This window comes from Pseudomonas sp. G(2018) (assembly GCF_005502415.1).
Classification (GTDB): domain Bacteria; phylum Pseudomonadota; class Gammaproteobacteria; order Pseudomonadales; family Pseudomonadaceae; genus Aquipseudomonas.
The window spans coordinates 1-16,341 of sequence record NZ_SCOO01000062.1 but is presented as its reverse complement, the minus strand read 5'-3'; the positions used below and the strand labels follow the sequence as shown (position 1 = coordinate 16,341).

14 protein-coding genes and 2 pseudogenes are annotated in these 16,341 nt (G+C 53.1%); 9 read left to right on the top strand and 7 right to left on the bottom strand.

Going from position 1 to position 16,341, the window contains the following annotated elements; genetic code table 11:
• Window positions 1-140: 140 nt before the first annotated feature.
• Window positions 141-803: a hypothetical protein gene (locus tag FFS64_RS30210; protein ID WP_057978746.1), complete on the bottom strand. Its 663-nt coding sequence runs from the start codon at window positions 801-803 to the stop codon at window positions 141-143.
• A 453-nt stretch (window positions 804-1,256) separates the two neighbouring features.
• Between FFS64_RS30210 and FFS64_RS30205 the strand changes: the two genes are divergently transcribed.
• From FFS64_RS30205 to FFS64_RS30175, 7 genes and pseudogenes are all read left to right on the top strand, one after another.
• A complete protein-coding gene (locus FFS64_RS30205; RefSeq protein ID WP_125919923.1) occupies window positions 1,257-1,568 on the top strand; it encodes a hypothetical protein in 312 nt (103 codons plus the stop codon).
• A 111-nt stretch (window positions 1,569-1,679) separates the two neighbouring features.
• The gene (locus FFS64_RS30200) at window positions 1,680-1,868 is read left to right on the top strand and encodes a hypothetical protein (RefSeq protein WP_010466589.1); all 189 of its coding nucleotides are present in this window, start codon (window positions 1,680-1,682) and stop codon (window positions 1,866-1,868) included.
• A gap of 226 nt (window positions 1,869-2,094) precedes the next feature.
• Window positions 2,095-2,457, top strand: a pseudogene (gene ssb / locus FFS64_RS30195) (single-stranded DNA-binding protein); the annotation flags it as partial.
• 177 nt (window positions 2,458-2,634) lie between these two features.
• Window positions 2,635-3,798, top strand: a complete 1,164-nt coding sequence (locus tag FFS64_RS30190) for a RecT family recombinase (RefSeq protein ID WP_057978739.1) — start codon at window positions 2,635-2,637, stop codon at window positions 3,796-3,798.
• Between the two features lie 69 nt (window positions 3,799-3,867).
• Entirely contained in the window at window positions 3,868-4,881 is a 1,014-nt protein-coding gene (locus FFS64_RS30185; RefSeq protein WP_010466595.1) for a YqaJ viral recombinase family protein, read from the top strand.
• Window positions 4,882-5,079: 198 nt separating this feature from the next.
• Window positions 5,080-6,261, top strand: a complete 1,182-nt coding sequence (locus FFS64_RS30180; RefSeq protein ID WP_177498743.1) for a site-specific integrase — start codon at window positions 5,080-5,082, stop codon at window positions 6,259-6,261.
• Between the two features lie 36 nt (window positions 6,262-6,297).
• On the top strand, window positions 6,298-6,783 hold the full coding sequence (locus FFS64_RS30175; protein WP_057978659.1) for a hypothetical protein: 486 nt from the start codon (window positions 6,298-6,300) through the stop codon (window positions 6,781-6,783).
• Between the two features lie 42 nt (window positions 6,784-6,825).
• Here FFS64_RS30175 and FFS64_RS30170 read toward each other — a convergent pair whose 3' ends face one another.
• The 5 genes and pseudogenes from FFS64_RS30170 to FFS64_RS30150 all read right to left on the bottom strand — a co-directional run bounded on the left by FFS64_RS30170 (window position 6,826) and on the right by FFS64_RS30150 (window position 12,357).
• A complete protein-coding gene (locus tag FFS64_RS30170; protein ID WP_057978657.1) occupies window positions 6,826-7,269 on the bottom strand; it encodes a hypothetical protein in 444 nt (147 codons plus the stop codon).
• Window positions 7,270-7,280: 11 nt separating this feature from the next.
• Complete coding sequence (locus FFS64_RS30165; protein ID WP_057978655.1) at window positions 7,281-8,006, bottom strand: hypothetical protein; 726 nt, start codon at window positions 8,004-8,006, stop codon at window positions 7,281-7,283.
• A gap of 179 nt (window positions 8,007-8,185) precedes the next feature.
• A pseudogene (gene ltrA, locus FFS64_RS30160) lies at window positions 8,186-9,229 on the bottom strand (group II intron reverse transcriptase/maturase); the annotation flags it as partial.
• A gap of 39 nt (window positions 9,230-9,268) precedes the next feature.
• Entirely contained in the window at window positions 9,269-10,726 is a 1,458-nt protein-coding gene (locus FFS64_RS30155; protein WP_256660583.1) for an ATP-binding protein, read from the bottom strand.
• A gap of 584 nt (window positions 10,727-11,310) precedes the next feature.
• Window positions 11,311-12,357 carry a DNA-binding protein gene (locus tag FFS64_RS30150; RefSeq protein WP_057978667.1) on the bottom strand — a complete coding sequence of 349 codons (1,047 nt, stop codon included), beginning with the start codon at window positions 12,355-12,357 and terminating at the stop codon, window positions 11,311-11,313.
• 175 nt (window positions 12,358-12,532) lie between these two features.
• Between FFS64_RS30150 and FFS64_RS30145 the strand changes: the two genes are divergently transcribed.
• Window positions 12,533-13,480, top strand: a complete 948-nt coding sequence (locus tag FFS64_RS30145) for a site-specific integrase (RefSeq protein WP_057978669.1) — start codon at window positions 12,533-12,535, stop codon at window positions 13,478-13,480.
• Between the two features lie 503 nt (window positions 13,481-13,983).
• Here the strand turns inward: FFS64_RS30145 and FFS64_RS30140 are convergent.
• Complete coding sequence (locus tag FFS64_RS30140) at window positions 13,984-15,414, bottom strand: IS1182 family transposase (protein WP_057978672.1); 1,431 nt, start codon at window positions 15,412-15,414, stop codon at window positions 13,984-13,986.
• 265 nt (window positions 15,415-15,679) lie between these two features.
• Here FFS64_RS30140 and FFS64_RS30135 point away from each other — a divergent pair, with 265 nt between their 5' ends.
• The gene (locus FFS64_RS30135) at window positions 15,680-16,090 is read left to right on the top strand and encodes a response regulator (protein WP_057978674.1); all 411 of its coding nucleotides are present in this window, start codon (window positions 15,680-15,682) and stop codon (window positions 16,088-16,090) included.
• The last annotated feature ends 251 nt before the right edge of the window (window positions 16,091-16,341 follow it).

The following is a 16,341-nucleotide window of genomic DNA, read 5'->3' as shown; positions in this document are numbered from 1 at the left end:
TATTCAGATTTCAGATTTCAGATTTCAGATTTCAGATTTCAGAAAAGCAAAATGCCCCGACAAGTCGGGGCATTTGCTTTTAGCCGGCGCAGATTGCGTTTTCACACAGCCTGGTAGGGCCCCTTTTTTTGTTCGGTGCTTTACGCCGCTGTTTTTGCCGCCGCGGTTTCTTCTTCAATCGCAGTAGCGGTTAATTTATCCACTTCGCTTTCTTCCGCGGCGTCGCCGAGATTTGCGGCAATCGCATCGGCGTTTACGTCTTTTTTGGCTTTCTTGCGCGCGTCCGTTGCCATCAGTTGAAGCTTGCGGATCACGCGCATCAGCTGCCGCATTCTTTCATTGGCGACCAGATCGTTCTTGTCAGAGTCCAGGAAGCACATGAGCCAGCAGGTCTGGGCGGCGATGAGCATCTGGTCAAATGCTTGAATGATCTGCGCTAGGCGCATGATGAGAGGTGTCGACACGGTGAAACTGAATTCCGCGGCGTTGTCGTAACGCGCGGTCACGCCGGCGCTGTTGTTCTGCTCGAGGATATGTTTGAAGCGATCGCGCTCATTGATTACGTCGCGCTCCAGGCCGCTCAGTAATGTTTCTACAGCGGCCATGACTTCTGAATAGTTGAAAGCTTTGTTGCCATGGGACAGGGCTCTCGCGATAACGTCGATAGTGAAGAGTGCCCGCGCAGCGCCCTCGAAGCAGCGCCGATGCACCCGCTGCGCATGCTCGGTATTTAGGGTGTATTGGGAAGTGAGCGTTGCACTCGAGTATTTACCTTGAGGCTTGAAATCGTTTCCGTTTGCCATTTTTGGCTCCTTGGGTTGGGGGAGCCTTTACCTTATTCGGCATCGGATAGCGTTTTTTCTTAATCTGACCCTATAGGGGGGTCAGAAGCGGATGCTGATGCTTTACAGCTCTATGGAGTGGGGGTATTCTCGGCTCAATCTTCGCCCAAGCATGTTGCTTGAGTGTTGTTCCCGAAGGCTCTGCCTTTCGGGTTTTGTGTGAAGCTGGGCACCTATTACCAGCACATCCGGTCACGATTCGCGGTCATGACCTAACCCTAGAGGGGCTTTCTGTCCCCTTAGGGATGGAAGGCTCTTTTTTTTGGAGGCCTCCATGAAAACTTCTCTCGCTAAGCTCAACCTGCTTACCTTCGCTCCTCGGCCAGCATCTTTGGTCGTATGCGTCGTTCAATCTGCCAACACTTCAGCAACTCACTTTGCCCTGCGTATGCGCGCGAATGGGGAGATCGCATAATGAATACATTTCCTGTAGTCATTTTGGTCGCTGCTTTGGTTATTGGTTATCTCTGGCTTACACGTCGTCGCAAAGTAACTCCTCGCCAGGAGCCTACGATCGGTCGTGAAGCCACTGATGTTTCTCTGGTGTCGCCTAGTAAGGCCGCTCCAGCTAAAGCAGCTCAAGCAACGCTTGGTCTTGAGAAAAGTGACATCTTCGCTCTGCGAGGTGCCACCCGTATCAACCGGCTTCCGAAGGGGATCGATTACTCGGTCTACGACGAGCCGGCTTACCTGCGTCTTGGCAAAACACTTAGCTTTCAAAGTTAAGTTATGGACTGCGCCCTCTTGAGGGCGTAGTGCTGCAGGGGCCACCGTTAGGTGGTCCACCAAAGTCCTTCTTGGAGGGTTTCGGTGGACCACCTGGCGAGGAGCCCCACCATGAATCAGTTACAAGCAATCTACTTGATGGAGCTGCGGGAGCTTCTTGTGAGCGATGGAACCGTAAAGGTCCCAGAAAATATCGCTCAGACGGTGTCACCCGATGTACTCGACATTCGCTATTTAAAGCGATGGGCTGTGTTCAACAACATTATTCCGGAAGCCGCGGAGATCGGGATAACGATGTAGCTCTATTTGTGGCTGGGGGGAGCTGGCTCCCCCTTGAGGCTTCTTTTCCATCGACTGCACGGCTGCGATGGAAAAGAATCTTCCGAACTCACTTCACGGATTTCTGGTGGTCCTTGTGGCCCATCAGATGCAGAAGCTGGACTGCTTTATCCAGCACCCTAATAACCCCTCTGGGGCATTCCTTCCCAGTTGGGTTGGTACGCCTCGAAAACGTGGAGTGATCTTCATGGCTCGTGGCGTAAACAAAGTAATTTTGGTTGGTACCAGTGGCCAGGTACCCGAGGTGAAATATCTTCCTAATGGGAATGCTGTTACTAACCTCAGCCTGGCTACATCTGAGCAGTGGACTGATAAGCAAACTGGTCAGAAGGTTGAAAAAACTGAGTGGCATCGTGTGAGTCTTTTCGGACGAGTCGCTGAAATTGCCGGTGAATATGTCGTCAAAGGCTCTCAGGTCTACATCGAGGGCAAGCTTCAAACACGTGAGTGGGAGAAGGACGGTATCAAGCGTTATACGACAGAGGTTGTCGTCGACATGCACGGTACCCTTCAACTTTTGGGTTCCCGCCCAAGCGGTGATTCTAGAGGTACACCCGAATCGCGTCAGGCGTAACTAACAGCCAGTTGTAACCGGCCAAACATCGAACACTGCCTCGTTGGGCTCATAGCTCGGAGACGTGTTTGACACTTCATGAAATGCAATAAAACCCACGCGGGGTGCAATCCCCGAATGGGGATCGCCTCCGCTTTTAACCCGGAGGTTCCAATGTCAAGAAATCAATATGTAGCTCGTCCTAAGGCAGCCTTCACGCCTGAGAAAGCTAACGATCTTATCCTGAAGGCGAAAGACGATTTTCAGAAAATCGTCTCGTCCCTCAACAGCCGAATGGTTTTCACTCAAGAGGCGTTATTTGCGTATCACGCGATGATGTCTAACCCTTCTTTGTACGAAACGGCTGCCAGCAATGAGTGGAGCTTTAACCTGGCGATGCAGCAAATTGCATCATCTGGTCTGTCGCTCAACCCTGCGCTCGGACTCGCATTTTTGGTTCCGCGTCAGGGCAAGATAATTGCCGATGTCTCGTATCGCGGTCTCATGAAAATCGCCACGGATTCTCGTGCTGTTGACCTGGTGGTTGCTGAAGCCGTTTATAGCGGTGATCGGTTCATTTACAACGGCCCAACAGCCGAGCCTGATCATGTCTTCGATCCTTTTCTTAGCAAGAAAGATCGTGGCAGTTTTCGGGGGGTATACGTCAAAGCTTACCTGCCGTCTGGCAGGTTGGTCGTCGACCCTCTTAGTGCGGAGGATGTGTATTCCGCTCGATCGCTCTCAAAGGCCTTTCAGCATACCGATCCCAGCAAGCGTGGTCCGTGGGAAACTCATTTTGAGCCGATGGCCATCAAGACAGGAATCAAGAGTGCTTCGAAGTACTGGCCTAAAACCAGTCCGGTGCTTGAGAACGTTATTAGCTACCTGAATGAGGAAGCCGATGAGGGATTCAGCACTGGGCCGATTTCGCTAGCGACTGCTGCAAGAGATATGCATGGAACCTCCCATGCACCTAATGTGGTCGATCTAAGTGGAAACGTGTACGAGCACGGCCAACAAAACGAGGCACCGCAAGGTGTCGTCGATGCAGACGCTCCGAAACATGTTGATGGTGCGACAGTGCAGTCAGCTGATCCTCAACCTCAAGGGCCTAGTATTCCACTGGAAAACTCCAAACCTGATGGAAGAGGTGATCCTATTGAAGTCATCAAAAAACGGATTCAGAGCGTTTACGATCGAACCATGAAAAATGGCAGTTGGAATGCCGCTACCGAGTGGGCGCAGGCCCATCTCCGCGACGATCTCCAAGCCGAAGCTTTCGCTCTCTTCAAGAGGGGGGAGGCTGAGTATCAAGAGCGGCAGAAGGCTTCAGCCTAATGCCTAGCCCAACCCTTACGGGGATTCCTCCCCGTTGGGGCTGGGTCCCTCCAAAATCTGGAGGTGAATATGAAAATTGTGGACTTGCGACAACGCACGCCGGAATGGCATGCCTGGCGGGCACAAGGAGTCACTGCGACGTCTGCAGCTGTAATCCTTGGTCATCATCCGAACAAAACTCGCTGGCGCTTGTGGGCCGAGCTCACAGGGCGTGTGGCTTCGTTGGATCTATCGATGATCCCTCAGGTCCGGTTAGCAATCATGCTGGAGCCTCATGCGTTAGCGTGGTTCCAGGACAAATACGACACGGTGCTAATGCCGTACTGTGGAGAGTCAACCCTTCATCCTTTGCTTCGGGCAAGCTTCGATGGGGTGGAGTTGGATACGATGCGGCCGGTTGAGATCAAAATCTTGGCTGACTCGAATTTCAATGAGGTTGCGGAGCAAGGCGAGGAGTCATCGCATTACCGTCTGTACTGGTGGCAGGTTCAACATCAGCTGGCCGTATCAGGGGCTGATTTTGGTTATCTTGTCTTCTACCATACTCGCAATCAGCCAATCGTTTTCGAGGTCACTCGAAGCGATCAAGCAATCCAACTCATTCTGAAAGCATCGCTTGGTTTTTGGGCTAGTGTCGTCGCGGATAAGGAGCCAGAAAAGGATCCTGAACGTGATTACTTTACTCCTACTGGGGGCGGTTTGATTGAGTGGGAAGGCCACGCTACCAAGGCGGCAGCGCTTGACTCGGAGCTTGCATCACTTGAGGTACGTATCAAGGAACTGAAGGCTGAACGCGAGCAACTCCAGCAGGGCTTTGTCAGCTTGATGGGAGATTACCTCCTTGCAGAGGCTTCAGGGGTCAGAGTTTGTCGTTACAACCAGCAGGGTTATGTGAGATGGAAGGAAGCATTCACTTCGCTTCATCCAAACTATCCTGCAGAGAGCCTTGATGCTTTCCGCGGCGCGTCTTCGGAGAGGGTCAGGATTACGGTGAATGCACAGACGCCGATCACTACAGCACCGCTTGAGCAGCTTCTTCAGACAGTTGACTTTGATGAGACTGATCAGGCATTTTGCATATAGAAACAGGGGCCCCCGGGCCCTTGTATTCTTTCTGAAGGCTGCGGTAAGGGTTTCCTTACCAGAGTCTTTCGAATCTGTTCCTTGCCATGTGGCAAAGGACGATAGCGCAGCTGTTCGCTCAACAGCAAAATATCTAAACCCTCTGGGACACTCACATCCCAGTAGGGGTGTGGTGTCCCTCCAAACCGGAGATACACCATGAAACTTCAATCCATTATCCCTCTCAGGTCGTTCGGCATCCAAGGTCCCCAAGGCGATGTTAAAGCCCCAGGCTTTGCGCCCGATCATGAGTTGATGGGTAAGGCTCGATATCAGCGTGTCGGCGGACGCACTCCCAAACCCACTGACACTTTCACAGTAAACACTGAGTGGCGACCGTTCTTCCTGACAGTCAAAAAACCTGATCTCAAACTCGCCCAGGAGCAAAACAAAGAGCCTGAGGTAAAGCCTTATAGGATGAAACAGGACTCAATCGCACAAATCTTTGCCGTGTGCGGTAGTTTTTTTCAATGGGCAGCTGACGAAGGTCTCTCAAATAACGCCAACCCTATCCGCGCAATCAAACAAAAATCTAAGTATAAACAACGCGTTGTGGCCGACGAAAAAGCTAAGGCTTTGACCGTTTTGCAATGGAGTTTCGTCCTAGAGACAGCCAAATTACTTGCTGATCAAGCATCCGCCGAATCGCAAACAGAAGCCAAGGCCCAAGCAGCAGCCAAAGCGGAAATCGAAAAATTAAACGATAAGGATAGAAAGGCCCTTAAGACCAAACTAGAGCTTCTTGCGACCAAACAAAAGCATTACGAACGCACCCTTTTCATCATAGCTACCATCTATTCAATGTATCTCCGGGTTTCCGATATAGTTGGCAGGGACAACTGGCAACCCATGATGAGTGATTTTAGGAAGGATGATCATGGAAACTGGTGGTTTCACGTCATTGGCAAAGGCAACAAATCAGCAAAGATTAGTGTCAAGGACGAGTTCATCAACGTCTGGATGGCCCGCTACAGGGAATTCCTCAACCTTTCTCCTACACCGTCTCCTGATGATTCTGCTCCGCTCCTACAGTCCCTCAAAGGCCGTGTTGGTTTATCAGAGGGCCATATCAGGACCCTAGTACAGGAGGTCTTCGATTTCGCCCTGGAGCGCATGCGTGCGGATGGCTTTCCTGATGACGATATTAAGAACCTCCGTTCAGCATCGCTTCATTGGCTCCGTCACACATCTGCGACAGCCGATGCAAAAGTGCGTGACCACAAAGATCTCCAGGCCGATCTGCGCCACCAGAGCTTGGCCACTACAGTAGACACGTACTACAACAGCCGGGATGAGGAGCGACATCGCTCCAACAAATATCTTGTCATTGAAGACCGGTAATATTCCCGCCCCAAGCGATATACAGGACAGGCATCCTTGTCAGACTCGAATGAAATATTAAATCTTCTGGAGCAAGCAAAGATCGTTGCGCAGAAATATCGCGCCCTCACAGGGAAGCCTCTGGGTATCACAGGGGAAATTGCTGAGTTTGAAGCTGCGCGTCTTCTCGGGCTAACCCTAAGCGGTGCCCGCCAGTCAGGCTACGACGCCACTGAGGTGCGCTCAGGGGAAACCTGGAAGATCCAGATCAAAGGCCGGTGCGTGAAGCCCACTTCAGCTATGGGTCGCTTGGGGAGTATCGACGTTACGAAGGAATTTGATACGGTCATGTTGGTACTGTTGGATTTCAACTTCAACGCGATCGCTATCTATGAGGCGCAACGTGACAAGGTTCTTTCGAGGATCGCGGAGCCTGGTTCAAAGGCCCGCAACATCCGTGGCTCATTGGGAATTCAGCAGTTCAAGTCGATAGCAACACTTCGTTGGAAGCGGACAGAACCAGCCAAAACTGCTTGCGACTAGCCTCCAACGATTTGTGCCAAACTTCCGCCGGCGACACTCAAGCTAAAGAAGACCGAGCAACTCAGATCCGTGAATCTGCTTGCCTGTCTCCATACTCACGAATTCGTCAAGACGACCGATGAGGTTTGGCCCTTCAGGAGGCACATCGCGGCCGACGTGATGGACTGGAACACCAACCAACTGGACTGCAAGAGGAAGGCCACGGTCATCGTAGGTGATCTGCCTGCTCTGTAGTCGATATACCCCCCCATTGGAGATTCGCTGTACAAAGGAGCTCTCGGAAAAGCCTGCCGCGCATAGTGCTCGCTGTGAAATGTTCTGCAGAATCACTGGCTGCCCTATCAGGTAGTCAACTGCTAGCTGATCTCTATCAACTGATCCCTCGAAGAGTTCCTTCCCTGCTTCCCATGCCGTGGGGTCTGTGATTTTTAGCAGCGAGACTAGATCGTCCATAAACCGTTCAACGTGTTTCTTAAGCCTGTCCATTTGCTATTCCACTATGCCTGCCTTTGATACACCGTCAATGCGACGAGCGCGTCCTTGTTTTCTGTTGGTCGGACAACAATTTGCCAACCTGCTGAGTTGTTCAGGTACCGAACGCCATCTTGAGAGCTCCCATACCGCCGAGCCTTGTAACCAGCTTCCTTGTCTGGGAGCGGTGCCTCACGATCCGCATCACGCACCAGGCGGCTCAATCTGGCAAAAACATTCTCCTCCTTACACTCGCCATTGGTCTCGTCCAGGTACTCAACAGCGGAGTGATAAGTGAGGAAAACCTTGCCAAAAATTGGGTTATCAATTGAAGGCTGAGGTGGAGGCTCACCATTCCACTTGACGCTGATACCAGGATGATTTTGAGTCGTCCACTCCTCCCCCTTCTCCACCGATATCTCATTAAGTCCGAAGAACTGTGTGCGTAGCGAATACGCGAACTGATACAGCTCCTCCTTCGAACTGGTGACCAAGAGGAGGCGCTTTACAGCACCACGTGAAACGACGATTTTCAGATTTCGAGATGTACGCCCAGAGCCGGCTAGCTCCAGCCACACCAAGCAGCACCAGAGCCCGTAGATCTCAATAAAATCTAAAGTGTTCGGCCCGAAGTCACGGGTAACGTGGATCTCAACTGAGCGAAAGAACCGATCATCACCGTTAAACAGTACCTGGTAGACGCCTGGCTGATCAGTTGCTGATGTGCTGACTTTGACGACTTTAAAGGTCATGTAAATTCTCTGTTGGCCTTACTACAGGAGACCACGCTTATCAAACATTGCAATCATAATTCTACAGAGTACAGACGCTTGGCGGCGACCAATCGGCATAGGGGGCGGCCTTCATAGGCCGCTCCCCTGCCACACCACCCGGCATGCGGGTCCGCACCGGGCGGTTCGAGGGATTGAGGTCAGGAGAGACGTGGAAGTCCCAGGCGATCAAACCACGCGAGATTAAGCACCCAATTCAAGGCCCATCGACTGTTGTCCCACCAACGGCGGGTGTTACATGCCACTTTCTGGGCGACTTCTTTACTCGCACCCAAAGCCCGTAATTCACGATAAGTCGTCGTTCCCCGTTTCCATTGCTTGAGTTGAATCGCTCTGAGTCGGTGCCGCATCCATTTGTCCAATTCACGCCAGACGCCTGGTGTTTGCGACAACTTGAAGTAGGCTTTCCAACCGAGCAAATAAGGACGTAGGAGGTCGACGACCTGCTGCAAACTGCGGCCACATGAACGGCGAGTGAACTGCCGGATACGTTGCTTGAATTGCTTTTGTGCCTTCTGAGATACCGCACGTTTGACTTCGTCACGGGCGCACCAAAATGCATAACCCAGAAACTTGCGACCAAACGCACTGGCCACTGCGCTCTTGCTCTCGTTGACGCTCAAGTGCAGCTTTTCATACAGACGCCTCAGCAAGATCATCACCCGCTGCCCGGCTTTATGACTGCGAACATAAACGTTCGCGTCGTCGGCATAGCGCACGAAGCAATGACCTCGATGTTCAAGCTCCCGATCCACTTCGTCCAGCAGCACATTTGCCAGCAACGGTGACAGCGGACCGCCCTGCGGCGCCCCGCAGCGGCTTTTCTCGATTACGCCATTGATCAGCGTTCCCGCATCCAGGTACGCCCGGACCAGTCGAATAACCGCCCGATCCGCAATCCGTTTGCGTAGGCGATCAATCAAAATGTCGTGATCGACCCGGTCGAAGAACTTCTCCAGATCAACATCCACCACCACTTTGCGCCCCGAGGACACGTACCGCTGAGCCGCCAAAACGGCGTCCTGCGCGCAACGTCCCGGGCGAAAGCCGTAGCTGTGTTCACTGAAGGTTGGATCGAGGAGTGGCTGCAAGACTTGCAGCAGTGCTTGTTGAATCAGGCGGTCGGTGACCGTCGGAATGCCCAACTCGCGTTCACCGCCGTCAGGTTTGGGGATGACCATCCGCCCCGCGTTTGGCAGGCATCTGACTTCCGGTCGTTCGCATCAACATGGCCTACAACACTCTCTCTCGTTCGGCCCTTCGTCAAAAAAAAAAAGACTACTACGGCCTCTGCTGACTTCTCGCTCCGGCTCGCACCGTCGCCCTTTCAGGCACAAGGCGAGATCTCCCCAGGTAAGAACGCAATCCTTCAGGATCTTCCGCCAGCCTGGCGATGGCCTCGATGACGCAGAGCCGGCCATCAATCTCGTCAAGCACACGCAATGCGTCTTTAACTGACCAGTCTGCCAAGAGGGAATCCAAGCCCTCAATATCGGTAGCTGGCAGGTTGGCCATTTTTTTAGCAAAGATGCCCCGCTCTTGGATTTCTCCAAGTTGATGACTACTTTCACCGCCGTGGCAAGAAATTCTGGAGACACCATAGGGTGTGCCTGGGCGACAGCTTTCGTGAACTCTGATACTTCGAGTTGAGCACCATGACCCAAGGATTTGAGCTCTGAACGGTTCTGTACTAGGGCATCTTCGGAGGTTGCCTCCACGACTTCTGCTGCCAGCTCATCTGCCACCCGACTGATACTGTCCGCAGCGGCCTTGAACAACTCATTGACGGCAGGCGTTGACTGAAACCCTCTCCAGTCTTGGGTCACATGACCTTCAAAGCCCTGGGTGTCCACGATAACCTTGTAGCGTTTGTCGAACCTCGTACGCCCATCGAAGTTCGCGACCTGGCCGATGACCCACGAGGGGCTACCAACGAGTCGGTGCTCAACCCAAAATGCCACCCCTTGGTGGATGGACGAATGGTTCTGCTGTGTGGAGTCGATGACGATTACTTTTGCCGTGCGGCCATCACTCAGTGTCAGGGCGTGCGTGCGGGCATGCTGCTCAAGTTTCGCCAGGGTCAGAGGCGTACCATTTACACGGATCTGGAATCCCGGATCATGAATGAATCGTGCTGCAAGTACCGTGATGATTTCTTTGACATCCGGCAGCTTGCGGGAGACTGAAACAGACAGCCGCGTGCCTGACCCTTCACGCTCGGCAAACACCTCTGAACGCACTACAAACGGACTGGGCCCAGACTCTGTACCCACCACGAAGGTGCTGAGCTTGGCGTCGCGCCATGTTTCGACCTGATACTGATCACCGAAACATAGCAGACCATGTCGACCCACTCCATTACGCCCATAGGCCTTCCGAAGTTTTGAACTCCTCCCCTTAGGGAATTCAACCTTCGCACTTTGGTGCTTGAGGCGGTTATACCGAAGCGTCATCCAACGTTTGCTGAACTGCTGGGCAGACATCCCATGGCCATCATCGACCACAGTCAGGGTGCCGCCAAGCTCGCTAGGTAGAAACAGATCGACCTTGCTTGCACCTGCGTCCCAAGCGTTGGCCACAAGTTCAGTAAGTGCCACCTGCGGCACGTGCGCGACCGGGCCCAGTTCACGGAGAAGATAGTCTTCCTCAAACAACGAAAGGTGACGGGTTTGCTCAGACATCGGTTCCCTCCATGGAGTGGTGTTTCCCGGCCATTTACCCCGGGTGCAATGCACGTTAGGTATCGTACCCTATATGATTAAGCCAATATCGATCACCCAACGCAGCATAAAGGCGTTTCGTGAATATTGCGCCAAGGCCCCAGCAACTTCGACCGTCAGCTAAAACTGGCAGACACGGGCTAGTCACCCAGGAGCCGCAAATTGAATTACATTGAGCTGATCCGACGCCAAGCCCGCGAAAGTCTTTGGCAACAAAGCCAAAGCTGAGGTAACCAGTAATGCAGGTTCCATCACGAGGACTCAAGTGATTCTCGGACTTTAGGTTTAGGCGTCTTGCCAGGCGCCATCAGCGGGCAATTGGACGGTGAAACCGGTGATCAGCGCATTATAATGCGCTAATACATGATGAATGATGGGTGACGTCGCATTAAAATGCGCTGATCGAATGCACATCATCTTTCTCAGTGCGTTTCAAAAATACAACGAAAAGTCCTGGGGCGATGGCTGGAGTTCTTCAAAAAATTAAGCGAACGACTTGCTCAAGGGGCCCTTTCTTGTACTCAAAACAAAATCACGGGGGAATCTTACTCTCCCTTGGTTTTATTTTTTGGAGCTTTCGTTTTCGATTCGGTTTTGCTTTGGTTTTCAGCGTCAGGGTGATCCGTGGTTTGCTGTAACTGCGTGAGCTCGGCAAAATATTGCTCCGACAGCCTTTGGGCTTCGGCCAATTGCACATTTGTCCGTGACAGGCCCTCCTCTAGTAGCTTGGATTCCGCGCGCGACAATCCAAGTTGTTCTTGAAGCGCTTCTTTCGCCCCGTCAGCCTTGGCAACTGCTGTCTTCATGGCGGCAATTTCACCGGCCAGCCGAACCGCTGCATCTTCATGTGTCGCCGCCGCTTTGGCCTGCTGCCGAACCTCACTCAGCAAGCGCTCGTTATCTCTGTTGAGTCGAGTCAGTTCGTCCTGCTTAACCATCAGCGTCTGCTGGAGTTGGCGCAGCTCAACCTGAACTTGCTGCACCTGCCCTTCGTGTCGTTGCTGTTCCTGGTCTCGCTGTTCCTTGACCGCATTTCGGTAATGCTCCAATGCGTCTCGGGAGTGGAGGTGCTTTTCTTCCAGGGAACGAACCTGCTCGTCTTTCTCATGTACCCGTACTTCTAGGTCAGCGCAGCTTTGGCTAAGGCGAGCGTTGCGAGTGAGCTCGGACTGCAAACTGCTTTGGCACGTACTCAGCTCTCCGGCCTGGATGTCGAGCGCTGCCTGAAGGTTATCGTGCTGGCGTTGCAATTCCGCCAAAGCGGCTTGCGCTTGCGCAAGTTGCTCATTGACTGACGCTCGGTACTGATCGAGCTCAGCTCGGGCTTCGGCCACTTCTTCGGCGCCCTCTTCAAGCAGGCGATCCAACACCTGACCAACCAGACCGCTGAGTTCATCACTCAAGCGTTCTCGGCGCCCCATCGGGAGAGCATCTCCTTTCCCGAGTTCACCCAGATATCGGGCAATGGTCGTCATAGAGCCAGTATTTCCAAGCTCGACCCGCACAGCGTTGATGCTGGGATTTACACCTCGAGCGATCAGCGAATCCCGCGCTATCTGGACGATTGCCTTGTTAATACCGCCCCGTGCCATGTCATCTCCTACGATTTCGTAGTGTAAACGTAATATGTATTTACATATTACATTAAGGTAAAAAATCAATCACAAAAATTGAGTTTCTATGATCAAATAATCGAGCGTTATCACATCGTAGATCGATTTTTTGCCTTTTCTGGCCCTGAAAAAGTACGTTTGGCGTAGAACTGACATGAACAAGGCGGATCGCTACCTGAAGGCCGGCACCCGGGAAAATACCCGGCGCAGCTACCGTGCGGCGGTGGAACATTTCGAAGTGACTTGGGGTGGCTTTCTCCCCACGACGGGCGATGGCATCGTGCGCTACCTCGCCGAATACGCGGACAAGCACACCATCAGCACGCTGAAGCAGCGCCTGGCCGCGTTGGCTCAGTGGCACATCACTCAGGGATTCCCTGATCCCACAAAAACGCCGACTGTTAAGCAAATGATCAAGGGCATCCGGACCTTGCATCCGACCCAAGAAAAACAGGCAGCCCCTCTCCTTCTACTTCACCTGGAGCAAGCGGTAGGCTGGCTTGAGCGAGAGGCAGCTCTCGCGGCTGAGCGCGGCGAATACAAAAGCGTGATGAGGCATCGACGAGACATTGCCTTGGTGTTGATTGGTTTCTGGCGGGGTTTCCGAAGTGACGAATTGGCTCGTCTGCAGGTCGAGCACACCCAGGCGGAGTCCGGAATCGGCATCACCTTCTATCTGCCGCACACAAAGGGCGATCGACAACACTTGGGAACGACATTCCACACGCCTGCGCTCAAGAAGCTGTGCCCCGTCCAGGCTTACATCAACTGGATCACGGTGGCCGGCATTGCGCGTGGGCCCGTGTTCCGGAAGGTGGATCGCTGGGGCAATCTGGCTGACGGCGGCATCAACGCCAACAGTCTGATTCCACTGCTGCGGCGATTTTTTAATCGTGCGGGGGTGTCTGGCGATCTGTACACCAGCCACTCGCTGCGTCGCGGGTTTGCCACCTGGGCCTCAGCCAATGGCTGGGACATCAAATCTCTGATGAGTTACGTCGGCTGGAAAGACGCGAAGTCGGCCTTGCGTTACGTAGACGCTGGAGCATCCTTCGCGGGGCTCGCCGTTCGAGCCCCGACGCCACAGGTAGAGAGCTTGTAGCCCGCACACTCCCACCACAGCCAGAACACTGTCACAGACATGTCAACTTAGAAGTAGGTTAATGGCATCTCATGGTTGTTTTCCGCCCGTCACAACTGACTGCCTCGGGTATGGGCGTGAACCTGGCACTCACAGATGTTGACTGCCGGCATCTCTGATTGAGCTATTTTTCTCCCGCATTACTGCATCGCATCCAACAAAAGGCCCCGAAGAGTCCTTTTGTACTCAAACCCAAATCACTTGCGCTAGACCAGGTATTGCTACATCTGATCGGGTCGGCGAAACAGCGCAGCCATCCGGACTGGTTGCCGATCCCGAGTGACGTCAAACGGCCCAGAGCGTGTAAAAACACTTTGGATGCAGAGGATTGGGTAATCGGTGGTTTTTCGCTGCGCTGGAGGTCTCCAGGGGCCTCATCCAAGCCAAATCAATGTTGCTGTATTGATCGGGACTTGTGCCAGCGGGTACCTGCTAGATGCGGTTATCGCACCGCTCAAAAGGCTTCAGGCCTTCATTGCCGCCATCAAGCCATCACTGCCCAACAGCCGCAGCACGCGTTTGAAGTTGTAGGCGAGCACATGCAGGCTCATCTCCGTGCTCACCCGGGTAAGGGTTCTGGTGAGGAAATGCGTGGCCCCCATCCAGGACTTCAGTGTGCCGAAGGGATGCTCCACTGTTTGGCGGCGGATCCGCATCATTTCTGGTGCTTGATCAAGACGACTTTGCATCGCCTCGACAACCGACTCATGTTCCCAACGGCTAACTCGCCGCTCAGAGCTGGGCGTGCAACGTTCCTTCAAGGCACAATTCCGGCAGTTCGAACTCCAGTAGCGATGTAGTTTTAACCCCTTCTCGACGGTTGAGTAACGCCAGATCAAGCTTTGCCCGGCTGGGCATCGGTATTCATTCGTTGAGGTGTCATAGATGAAATCATCTTTGCCGAATCGACCAGCCGCTGTCGCTCCCGACGTCAGTATCTTGGGCACGAAAACGGTAATTCCCGCTTCATGGCACGCCAGTATTTCTTCGCCTTTGAAATACCCTCTGTCTGCGACTACTGACAGTTCTTCGACACCCATGGCCTCTCGTGCGTGCTTTGCCATCGAACTCAGTTGGTCTCGATCAACGCCATCATTCGTCACCTCGTGCGCCACGATCAGGTGGTGCTTCGCATCAACTGCAGTCTGGACGTTGTAGCCGACCATTCCTGTTCCGCGCGTCTTCATCGAGCGAGCATCAGGATCGGTTAGGGAGATCTGTTTATCCGGCGTTTCGTTTAGCTGTACCTCGATTTGCTTGAGCTCCTGCATCTTGGCTTTCAAGGCCGAGATCTTGTCATGGAGGCGTTCGGCTTTGGCCTGAGCTACGGAAGGTTCCTGACGGTCTGCGGTATCAAGTGCTGTCAGATAGCGATTGATACTGGACTCAATGTCCTCCATTCGCCGTCGAAGTTTGGCGCTGGTGAAGTTCCGGTCTCGATTGTTCACCGCCTTGAACTTGCTACCGTCGATGGCAACGAGCGCTTCGGAAAACAACCCCAGTTGTTGGCACAGCACCACAAATTGGCGGCACACACCGCGGATGGCCTTGCCGTTGTCTTTGCGGAAATTGGCGATGGTTTTGAAGTCCGGCATCAAGCGACCAGTCAGCCACATCAACTCGATGTTGCGCTGGGCTTCTCGCTCCAGGCGCCGGCTTGATTGAATGCGGTTGAGATAGCCGTAGATGTAGATCTTCAACAGGATCGCGGGGTGGTAAGCAGGCCGCCCAGTATCGGCAGGAATGACGCCTTCAAAACCCAGCTTGACCAGGTCGAGTTCGTCGACAAAGACGTCGACTACGCGCACCGGATTGGTATCGCTGACGTAGTCGTCGAGGCTCTCGGGAAGCAAGCTGCCTTGGCCTCGATGTTCACCTTGGATAAAGCGCTTCATGGGCGATCACTGCAATGAAATCCTCAGAAATCATAGCAAGGGTTCACGAAGGCGTTTTTACACACTCTGGGCCAATTGCGGCCGGCCCAACACCAGCGGCTTGGTTCTTCATCGAGGATCTAGATGAATCTAAGCTGGCCCGGACTCCACCTTTGGTTAGCTTCCCATCTTCAGCCTTACCAAAACTCTCTTTTGCCATACCGTTGCTAAAAAGCGCTTACACTGGGCCTTAATCCACGGGTAACCCGGAGAAGGAATCCTCCAAGTGAGCGTAAATTGGGCTGAGCTATTACCTATCACTGGACACGTAATCGTCATTGAGGACGAACCGGTAGTGCGGATGCTTTTGGAGGAAACACTGGCTGAGATTGGTTTTTCATCAGCGACTTTCGACAATGCTTCCTCAGCGCTGACCCACCTCATAAATATCAAAGGTGATTGCACCCTGATCATCGCAGAACAGGGGCCTTCTGGAGGAATCCAGGGAGCTGAATTCATTCGCCTGGCAAAAGAACAATTGCCATCGATTCCTTCGATTCTCACCTCTGGTTATCTCATCGATGAGCAGGTGATTCCGCCCTCGACGATTTATCTGCATAAGCCTTACACGCTGGATCAGTTAGAGACGACCATCGCTACCGTTCTTCGCCAGCAACGTCCCCTGTTGCAGAACTGAAGATAGTTTGTCGGCGCTGATTGAAAACCGACCGATGGGTCAGTTTTCAATCAGCACCAACAGGCTAAGGGCGCAGTCTCCCTACCGGCGAGTACTGATGACTTGACTCAACCTCCGCACAATTTCCCATAACGCGGCCCCCCCCTTTCAAGAGCGGTCACACTAACTCAGCGTGTTTGTGTAGTCGCCGTTACCAAATATATGCCATGGCGTTCACTTGAAAGTACTGTGCAGTTATTAATTTCATGAGT